Origin of the sequence: Marinitenerispora sediminis (assembly GCF_003336425.1) — a bacterium.
In the GTDB taxonomy this organism is placed as follows: domain Bacteria; phylum Actinomycetota; class Actinomycetes; order Streptosporangiales; family Streptosporangiaceae; genus Marinitenerispora; species Marinitenerispora sediminis.
The window spans coordinates 56,950-65,606 of the sequence record NZ_QEIO01000006.1 but is presented as its reverse complement, the minus strand read 5'-3'; the positions used below and the strand labels follow the sequence as shown (position 1 = coordinate 65,606).

The 8,657-nt window shown below is 70.2% G+C and carries 7 protein-coding genes; 3 read left to right on the top strand and 4 right to left on the bottom strand.

Annotation, left to right across the window (positions count from 1 at the left end; translation table 11 throughout):
• Positions 1 to 322: 322 nt before the first annotated feature.
• A complete protein-coding gene (locus DEF28_RS02130) occupies positions 323 to 2,455 on the top strand; it encodes a (Fe-S)-binding protein (RefSeq protein ID WP_114400290.1) in 2,133 nt (710 codons plus the stop codon).
• A 196-nt stretch (positions 2,456 to 2,651) separates the two neighbouring features.
• On the opposite strand, the gene DEF28_RS02125 is transcribed toward DEF28_RS02130, so the two are convergent.
• The 4 genes from DEF28_RS02125 to DEF28_RS02110 form a co-directional block, all read right to left on the bottom strand.
• Positions 2,652 to 3,458, bottom strand: coding sequence for a DUF3800 domain-containing protein (locus DEF28_RS02125; RefSeq protein ID WP_158562743.1), 807 nt, complete (start codon positions 3,456 to 3,458; stop codon positions 2,652 to 2,654).
• A 192-nt stretch (positions 3,459 to 3,650) separates the two neighbouring features.
• The gene (locus DEF28_RS02120) at positions 3,651 to 4,502 is read right to left on the bottom strand and encodes a pectate lyase (RefSeq protein WP_114400288.1); all 852 of its coding nucleotides are present in this window, start codon (positions 4,500 to 4,502) and stop codon (positions 3,651 to 3,653) included.
• A 476-nt stretch (positions 4,503 to 4,978) separates the two neighbouring features.
• A complete protein-coding gene (locus tag DEF28_RS02115; protein ID WP_114400287.1) occupies positions 4,979 to 5,203 on the bottom strand; it encodes a hypothetical protein in 225 nt (74 codons plus the stop codon).
• Between the two features lie 557 nt (positions 5,204 to 5,760).
• On the bottom strand, positions 5,761 to 6,288 hold the full coding sequence (locus DEF28_RS02110) for a gamma carbonic anhydrase family protein (protein ID WP_114400286.1): 528 nt from the start codon (positions 6,286 to 6,288) through the stop codon (positions 5,761 to 5,763).
• Positions 6,289 to 6,639: 351 nt separating this feature from the next.
• Here DEF28_RS02110 and DEF28_RS02105 point away from each other — a divergent pair, with 351 nt between their 5' ends.
• Both DEF28_RS02105 and DEF28_RS02100 read left to right on the top strand, forming a co-directional pair.
• Positions 6,640 to 7,869 carry a hypothetical protein gene (locus DEF28_RS02105; protein WP_114400285.1) on the top strand — a complete coding sequence of 410 codons (1,230 nt, stop codon included), beginning with the start codon at positions 6,640 to 6,642 and terminating at the stop codon, positions 7,867 to 7,869.
• A 206-nt stretch (positions 7,870 to 8,075) separates the two neighbouring features.
• Positions 8,076 to 8,525, top strand: a complete 450-nt coding sequence (locus DEF28_RS02100) for a GNAT family N-acetyltransferase (RefSeq protein ID WP_114400284.1) — start codon at positions 8,076 to 8,078, stop codon at positions 8,523 to 8,525.
• Positions 8,526 to 8,657 lie beyond the last annotated feature (132 nt).

The following is an 8,657-nucleotide window of genomic DNA, read 5'->3' as shown; positions in this document are numbered from 1 at the left end:
GGATGGGGGAGGTCCCCGAGTCGCCTCCGGGTCGGCGGGTGGTGGCCGGTCCGCCGTGTGCCACCGGCGACCGGGGCTCACTAACGTAGGGAGTGACCGGTCGGATCGATCCTCGTCGGGCCGGGGTCGGGTGCTCGGCCGCACGCGGCCGACCGCCCCTGCCTACTCGCTAGTAACATGAGGGGGCTCGGTGCGGGCGCACCGCAGCACCGAGGAAGCATCTGACTGCAGGCACTGCAGAAATGGGAGGCCGCGGCTCGTGAGCGCTGTGAAACTGGGCCTGGTGCTCGTCACCCTGGCCGTGTCCGTCGCGGCGACGGTCATGTTCGTGCGCGGCATCGTCCGCATGGTGCGGATCGTGCGCCTCGGCCGGCCCGCGCCCGACCGCTTCGGGCCGTTCTGGCCGCGCCTGCGCAACATGCTCGTGGAGACGGTCGGCCACACGAAGATGCTCAAGTGGAGCATCGTGGGCGTGGCCCACTGGTGGGTGGCGTTCGGCTTCCTCCTGCTCGTGCCGACCCTGGCGCAGGCGTACGGCCAGCTGTTCGACCCGGGCTTCGTACTCCCGGTCATCGGGCACTTCGCGCCGTTCGAGATCATCACCGAGCTGTTCGCGCTGGCCACCGTGATCGGCATCCTCGTCCTCGCCGCCATCCGGCAGATCAACCACCCGCGCCGACTCGGCCGGCAGTCGCGGTTCGAGGGATCGAGCTTCCCGCGCGCCTACTTCGTCGAGGCGGTGATCATCGCGATCCCGCTGCTGATCCTCGGGCTGCGCGGCATGGAGGGCGTCCTCCAGGGGGTCGACTCCTACAACGCGCACTTCGCGATCAGCTACCCGCTCGTGGTCGCCTTCTCCGGCCTCTCCACGGCGGCGGTGCAGAACTGGATCTTCGCGCTCGCGGTGCTGAAGATCCTCATCTCCATGGCGTGGTTCGTGGTCGTGGCCCGCAACCTCACCATGGGGGTCGCCTGGCACCGGTTCGCGGCGTTCTTCAACATCTACTTCAAGCGCGAGCCGGACGGCGGACCCGCGCTCGGCCCGGCCAAGCAGATGCTGAACCGCGAGGGGAAGCCGCTCGACTTCGAGGAGGCCGACCCCGACGAGGACCCGTTCGGCGTGGGCAGGGTCGAGGAGTTCACGTGGAAGGGGCTGCTCGACTTCACCACCTGCACGGAGTGCGGCCGGTGCCAGTCCCAGTGCCCGGCGTGGAACACCGGCAAGCCGCTCTCGCCGAAGAAGCTCGTCATGGACCTGCGGGACCACGCCTACGCCTCGGCGCCCTACCTGATGATGGACGAGAAGGAGCGCGAGAACGTCCCCGCCGACGTGCTCTCCCTGCTGGAGCGCCCGCTCGTGGGCACCGAGGAGGAGAACGGCGTCATCCACCCCGACGTCCTGTGGTCCTGCACCAACTGCGGCGCCTGCGTCGAGCAGTGCCCGGTGGACATCGAGCACGTGGACCACATCCTCGACATGCGCCGCTACCAGGTGATGATCGAGTCCAGCTTCCCCTCCGAGGCCAGCACGCTGCTGAAGAACCTGGAGAACAAGGGCAACCCGTGGGGCGTGAGCGAGGAGCGGCGCCTCGACTGGGTCGCGGAACTGGCCGCGCTCGACGACCCCATCGAGGTCCCGGTGGTCGAGGACCGGATCCCCGAGGGCACGGAGTACCTCTTCTGGGTCGGCTGCGCCGGCGCGCTGGAGGACCGCGCGAAGAAGACCACGAAGGCCATCGCCGAACTCCTGCACATCGCGGGCGTGAAGTTCGCGGTACTCGGCGGCATGGAGGCGTGCACCGGCGATCCGGCCCGGCGCCTCGGCATGGAGTTCGTCTTCCAGATGCTCGCGCAGCAGAACGTGGAGACGCTGAACGAGGCCGGCGTCACCCGCATCGTGGCGAGCTGCCCGCACTGCTTCAACACCCTGGGCCGGGAGTACCCGCAGCTCGGCGGCGACTACGAGGTCGTGCACCACAGCCAGCTCCTCGCCAAGCTGGTCGAGGAGGGGCGGCTCACCCCGGTGCGGCCCATCGAGGAGAAGATCACCTACCACGACCCGTGCTTCCTCGGCCGGCACAACAAGGTCTACACGCCGCCGCGCGACATCATGGCCCAGGTGCCGGGTATCCAGACCGTGGAGATGCACCGCCACAAGGAGCGGGGCTTCTGCTGCGGCGCCGGCGGCGCGCGCATGTGGATGGAGGAGCGCATCGGCAAGCGGATCAACACCGAGCGCGTCGACGAGGCCCTGGGCACCGACCCGGACACCGTCTCCACCGCGTGCCCGTTCTGCCAGGTGATGCTGGGCGACGCCATCAACGAGAAGAAGGCCAAGGGGGAGGCCCGCGAGACCCTGGAGGTCGTCGACGTCTCCCAGCTCCTGCTCCGCTCGGTGAAGGACGGCAGCCCCGGCGCCCCCGCGAGCGGAGAGCCGGAGAGGGAGAGCGTCTGAGTGATCCCCGAGACGGTGTTCACGTCCGACTGGAATGGGCAGCGGGGTGGTTCACAGCTGCCCGCCCGGGGTAATCTTTAGGGGGACTAATATTTGGAGCCCTCAGGCGGGCTGCTGGGATCGGCCGGAACCAGGGAACTGGATCCTTCCACCCTCTGAGGTGGTCGTGGCCCCCAGAGCCCCCCTGAGGGCTCCTTCATACATCGGCTCCGGCGAGGTCGCGCCACCAACATCTTTTAGTCACAAAGGATTCGTCTCCGACGATCTCGATTCCGTATCCGAGCAGTTGCCCGCGCGGTCCCCGACGGATTTGGTGGCCGCATCTCACGAACAGAGCCGCACAGCTCGGATCAGTGACGTCCCCCGAGAGAGCCGTGTGCAGCATCCCAGCGTACAGGTCGGCGATCTGGATACCGTCCCAGTCGGTTCCCAGCCACTTCGGTGGCCATTTGATGTGGTCCCATGGGACGACGAACCTGGACCCTCGATCGCGAACAAGCTCCAGATAACGCAGGGTTTCCTTGTGGTCCATCTGTTTGACCGCGCCGAGTCTCACAATGGCCGACCTCGGCCCGCCGGGCCAAGTGGCTGCTGACAGTGCCACCCGCTCCATGACGAGCTTGGTCAGATAGTTATAGAAGCGGTCCTTGTTGGTCCGTATCCCCGCGTCCTGATGGATGGTCGCCTTGTCGGCGACTACGTGCAGGACGCTGACATCGGGCAGCCGCGCCAGCACCTCGGCCGCGCGAATCCGCCTTTCGGGGTGCTTACGTCTGAAGTGCTCGACCCAGTGCAGGGGTTTGTCGGTCTGGATAAGAGCGCGTAGGCCCCCGGTGGCGTAACGCATGAGCCAGTCGCTCTCCTCTGGAACGAGAAGAGCCGTCATCGCAAAGAAAGCGGATGACCTGTCCGCGAATCCGCGATCACCGGTCTCGTCGATATACACGTAGAGCCTCGGCAGCGAGTCCTTCCGTGCTGTTGCTCGAGGGTCTGCCAGGCTCACGGGGGACCGATCTCTTTCTCTCAGTTGCTGGAGAGTTCAGAGATTACTCGTGCGGGTGAATCGAAGTACGGTAATCCGCCGCTCGGAGATGTCCTGACCGCCGTAAGTGGACAAGGCCAAGGCGTCCACACAGTGGTGCCTGGGGCCGCGGAGTGGGGGAGGTGGCTCCGCGGTCCCAGGCTTCGGGAGGGGCTAGCGGTAGGTGATGTCGGAGGCGGAGTACAGGCAGTTCGTGCCGTCGGGGCCGCTGCCGATCGGGGAGGGCTCGCCGGAGGTGACGCCGCGGTAGCGCTGGCAGGGGACGACGCGGCGGTTGGAGTCGCCGACGATGGTGATCCGGGACAGGCGTGCGGTGTCGCCGTAGTTGGAGTTGATGCCGGCGAGGCGGCTGCCGGGGGCGGTCACCGTGACGTTGTCGATGATGACGTGCCGGGCGCGCTGGGTGGAGCAGTTGCCGCAGGAGCGGTACAGGGTGGCGAAGTCCTGGACCTCGAAATCGCGGATGACGACCGTGCCGGCGCCGTTGTGCTGGAAGACCTTGTCGGCCGCGTGCCGGGCGCCGCCGCCGACGATGGTCATGGTGTGCGACGTGGAGGTGCCGCGCGCGGTGGCGGCGTCCTCGCCGACGTCCTCCCACCAGACGTTGCGCAGGGTGCAGGTGCCCTGGCAGTGGATCCCGTCGGCGGCGGGCGCGCCGATGATGACGTTGGAGAGCGCGGCGCCGTCGGCCAGCCGGAAGATCGGGTCCTGTCCCTCCTCCTGGCCGTCACCGCCCAGTTCCCCGGTCCCGTAGTAGCGGGCGTTGCCGCCGTCGACCGAGCCGCTGATCGCGATGGTGGAGCCGGTCGGGCGCTGGGCGGTCGGGGCGGGCCAGGCGGCCAGGGTGATCGGGGCGCCCGTGGAATCGGCGACCGCGGCGTCGGGGGCGGCCTGGCGTGGCGCCGCCGGGGCGTCGGCGAAGGCGGTCCCCGTCGTGAGGCTGCTGACGGCCAGTGCGGCCGCCGCGAACAGGCCGAGAAGGGGGCGTCTCGTGCTGGTTCTCATGTCGTGTCTGCTCCTTCGGCTGCCGGCGGAGCCGGTTCGCCAGCGGGTCCCCGATAGCGGTAAACGCTTTCCCAACTGGCGTGGTAGTGCGGAGGACCCCGCGCGGGGGCGGTCCGGCCGGTGCGGCACTGGTGGACCGGACTGCCGTCGATTATGCGGCCCGCCGCGGCTCCGGGGGAGGGGCGGGACGAGGCCACCTGCTTTTATGCCAGGGCTGTTCGCTGTGGGCGAAAAATGGCCGGGTCACGTGTGGAATCGGCGCGGCCGCCCTCGCATGGGAAGGCTCCCAGTGGGCTGCCGCTCCTCTCTCTGTGTCAAGGTGACTACGGACAGTGATAGATTTTGGCTCGTCGGTATCCGTGACCGGAATCCGGCGCACGCAGTGGGGAGGTCGCCGCAGGCCGCGGACGTGTCCCGTCCGCGGAGTGGCGTCAGGTGGGTGCGCCGGAGCACGGCCGACGGGGTGGCGCGCCGCCTCAGCGCCGCGACTTGCGGCGCCGGCGGCGGCGCTGCTTCCCCCGGTTGCGCGCGGGCGGCCGCGATTCGGGGTCGGGCTCGCGGGCGACCCCGAGGGCCTCGTCGATCTCCTCGACGGTGAGGCGCCCCTCGGCCGTGGCGACGACCGTGAGCAGTTCGGAATACAGCTCGATCTCGGCGAGCGCCACGTGGTCGTGGAGGCGAGTATCGAGGTTGGAGTTCACCGGCACCCACCTCCATCGAATAGTCCGGTGCGAAGGCCGGGCCGGCCGTTCTCCGGGTTTCCCGCGGCCCGCCGGGCCGTTCCTCGGACCAGGCTACGGGGCAGTAGCCCGGTGCCGCATGACCCAGAGGGACCATTCTTGAGTCATCCGCCGATGTAGTTCTGTGGCGGCATCCATTCGCGGCATTCCGGGTGCCGAACGGACTAGGGCCGCCGAATCGGTAGCCCTATTTTCCTTCGTAGTCGTGGGATATCCGGAGGCGGTGCCAGCGCTCCGACCTGCGGCGGAGCGCGGTATGAAGTGGCCGGGCCCGGATTGCGGGCCGCACGCGCGGGGCAACGGCGAACGACGGAAACGGCACGGCGGCATGGCGGCCGCGCGGTGCCGGCGGTGACCACGGCGGCGCTCCCGCAGCGGCCGCGCAACCGCTCCGCGGAATCCGCGTGCGGGTCCCCGCGCACACGCACCGCATGCGATTGCCGCGCCGCTTCCAACCCGGGTTTCCGCGGAACTCCGCTATTGCCGTGCGGGCCGCCGCCCGCGCCAACCCGGCGCGGCTAACGCCAGCGAACGTCCCGGTGCAGGCGGGCGTATCCCGCGTATTTCTCCGGCGTCGCGGCGAACCCCGCACGGTCCTCCTCGGTCAGTTCCCGGACCACCCGGCCGGGGAGCCCCGCCCACAGCGTCCCCGCCGGGACGGTCTTGCCCGGAGGGACGAGCGCGCCCGCGGCGACCAGGGCGCCCGCGCCGACCCGGGCGCCGCCGAGCACGATCGCGCCGATCCCGACCAGCGCGCCCTCCTCGACCACCGCGCCGTGCACCATGGCCTTGTGGCCCAGGCTGACGCGGTCAGCCAGCACCGCCGGCTCACCGGGATCGGAGTGCAGACCGCACTGGTCCTGGATGTCGCACCGCTCGCCGATGACGATGTCCTCGGTGTCGGCCCGCAGCACCGACCCGTACCAGACGCTGCTGCCCGCCCCGATGCGGACGCGCCCCACCACCACCGCCCCCGGGGCGATCCAGGCGTCGGGGTGGATGTCGGGGCTGCCGAATTCAGCGTCTCCCACCAGCGGACGGGTCATGCGGGCGCCTCCCGGTCGATGTCCATGCCCATAACGGAATGGCGTACGGCTCCCGCACGCCGTAGATCGCGCATACCTTAGTGAGGGGTACTCGCGCGCCCGACACGCGGGGCGGTCCACGGACCATCCACACGTGCTATTGAGGGTGGAAAGCCGACCCACTACCGTGGACGCGCCCAGAGTGGCCACATCCTCACGCTTCGCACGCACTCTTCCCTCTGCCACGCGTTGCCCGTCGTTACCCCAAAAATGTGGAATGAACGACACCCATGTGTTCTCGGGCCGTTATGGGAATGATAGGCAGGGGGCTGGGGCACCCTCCCAACTCGCAGCCGACCTGGTTAGTAGGACATGAACGAGCACAGCACAGAGATACTGCCGAACCTGCTTCGCGAAGACGCCTTCCCCACCGTGCGCAAGGGAGGCTACGACAAGCGTCAGGTCGACGACTTCATCGTGCGCAACCACAACCAGACCCGCGACCTTCAGGAGCGCCTCGCTCGGGCACACGACGAGCTGGAGCAGAAGCGTCGTGAACTGGCCGAGGCGCTGCAGAAGGCCGCGGTCAAGCCGGAGCACGAGCAGATCAGCGAACGCATGGCCGAGATCCTGCGCATCGCCGAGGAGGAGGCCAAGGACAAGCGGGCCAAGGTCGAGGAGGAGGTGGAGCGTATCCGGAACGAAGCCAAGGGCGAGGCGAAGAAGAAGATCAAGGACGCCGAGGCACATGCCGAACGCGTGCTCGCCAGCGCCCGGGAGCAGGCCCAGGAACTCGTGACGTCGGCCAAGCAGGAGTCCGAGCAGCTGCGCTCGCAGGCCCAGCAGGATTCCGAGCGCGTCGTCACGCAGGCCGAGACGCGGGCCAAGAAGATCAACGACACCGCCGACCGGCGGCTCGCCACGCTGACGGCGACGCACGGCGAGGCCGTGCGCCGGCTCACCGACATGCACGGCACGCTGGCCGAGCTGCTGAAGGCCGAGAAGGCCGCCGGACCGCTGGAGGCCGGTCTGCAGCGGGATGAGAAGAGCGCCGACAGCGCCGAGGCGGCGCCCGCGGACGGCAGGAAGCCCGCGGCGGCCGAGGCCGCGTCCGCGGCGCAGCCCGCCCAGCAGCGGTCCGTTCCGGCGCAGCCCGCCCAGCAGCCGGCGCCCGCGCAGGCCGCGAAGCCGGCGCCCGCGGTCCGCCCGGCGCAGCCCGCGCCCGCGCAGCCCGCCAAGCCGGAGGCCGCCCGCCCCGCGCAGCAGCCGCAGCGGCAGCCCACTGGGCCGCAGCCGGCGCAGCACACCGGGCCGCGGCAGGAGGAGCAGGCGCCCGACGACGCCACCGTGCGCCTGGACCCGGCCGACGTCCGGCAGCAGAAGGAGGCCCCGGAGGGGCCGAAGTCCCAGCCGGTGCGCAACATGCCGGGGCGCCCGCAGGGTTTCCGCTACTCCGGCCCGCCGCCCGAGAGCGCGGGGACGCCGGGGCCGGCCGGAGGCGACCCCGGTATCACCGGAATGTACAACCGGACCGGCGAGGCCGCGGCGCAGCCGCCCTCGGCGGGGGAGAGCTCCGAAGGGGTCCGCGTCATCCGTCCGTGACGCGGGGTCCGTCCGCTCCGAACAGGTCGCAGCCCCGGGACGGCCGCCGTCCCGGGGCCGACACCGCCGCCGCGGCGCCGGCCGCCGACATGGCCGCCGCCTTCTGGCCGGAGCGCTCCCCGAGCCGTACGACCTGCTCAGGTATGCCCTGGATCGCGGGCCGACGTCGGTCTTGCGAACGGTGGTCGGCTACCATGCCGGAAGCCATGATTATCCGCGCGGCAATCCGGTCCGACCTCGGGGCCATCCTGCGACTCCTCCGCGATCTCGGTGATTCGACGCCGACGCAGAGCGGCACCGTCCGCATGTCCTCGGCCGCCGTCCGCGCCTGGACCCGCATCGAGACCGACCCCCAGCGCTCGGTGCTCGTCGCGGAGCGCCGCGGCCAGATCATCGGCACGCTCGATCTGATCGTGGTCGCCAACCTGACGCACGACGCCCAGCCGTGGGCGATCGTCGACAACGTGGTGGTCGACGCCGCCTGCCGCCGCCGGGGCGTGGGCCGCGCCCTGGTCGAGGAGGCGCTCAACCGCGCCGCCGAGGCAGGCTGCTACAAGATCGAGCTCCTCTCCCATGAGAGCCGGACCGGCGCACACGCCTTCTACCGGGCGATGGGCTTCGAGAACTCCGCCGAGGGCTTCCGGCACTACCTCTGAGCCTGTCCGTCCGCCAGTCCGCCGCGGCGTGGTGCCGACCGCGCGCCGGGGACGCCCCTGGTGGGCCGCCAGTTGCGGGGACTCCGGGTACGTCGTGATCGGCCACCAGGCGCGCCAGCCGTGGGGCGCCGT

Bases quoted from the DNA above. Each gene is read 5' to 3' on its own strand.
- DEF28_RS02130 (WP_114400290.1), top strand. From the start codon at position 323: ATGTTCGTGCGCGGCATCGTCCGCATGGTGCGGATCGTGCGCCTCGGC.
- DEF28_RS02120 (WP_114400288.1), bottom strand. From the start codon at position 4,502: ATGAGAACCAGCACGAGACGCCCCCTTCTCGGCCTGTTCGCGGCGGCC.
- DEF28_RS02110 (WP_114400286.1), bottom strand. From the start codon at position 6,288: ATGACCCGTCCGCTGGTGGGAGACGCTGAATTCGGCAGCCCCGACATC.
- DEF28_RS02105 (WP_114400285.1), top strand. From the start codon at position 6,640: ATGAACGAGCACAGCACAGAGATACTGCCGAACCTGCTTCGCGAAGAC.
- DEF28_RS02100 (WP_114400284.1), top strand. From the start codon at position 8,076: ATGATTATCCGCGCGGCAATCCGGTCCGACCTCGGGGCCATCCTGCGA.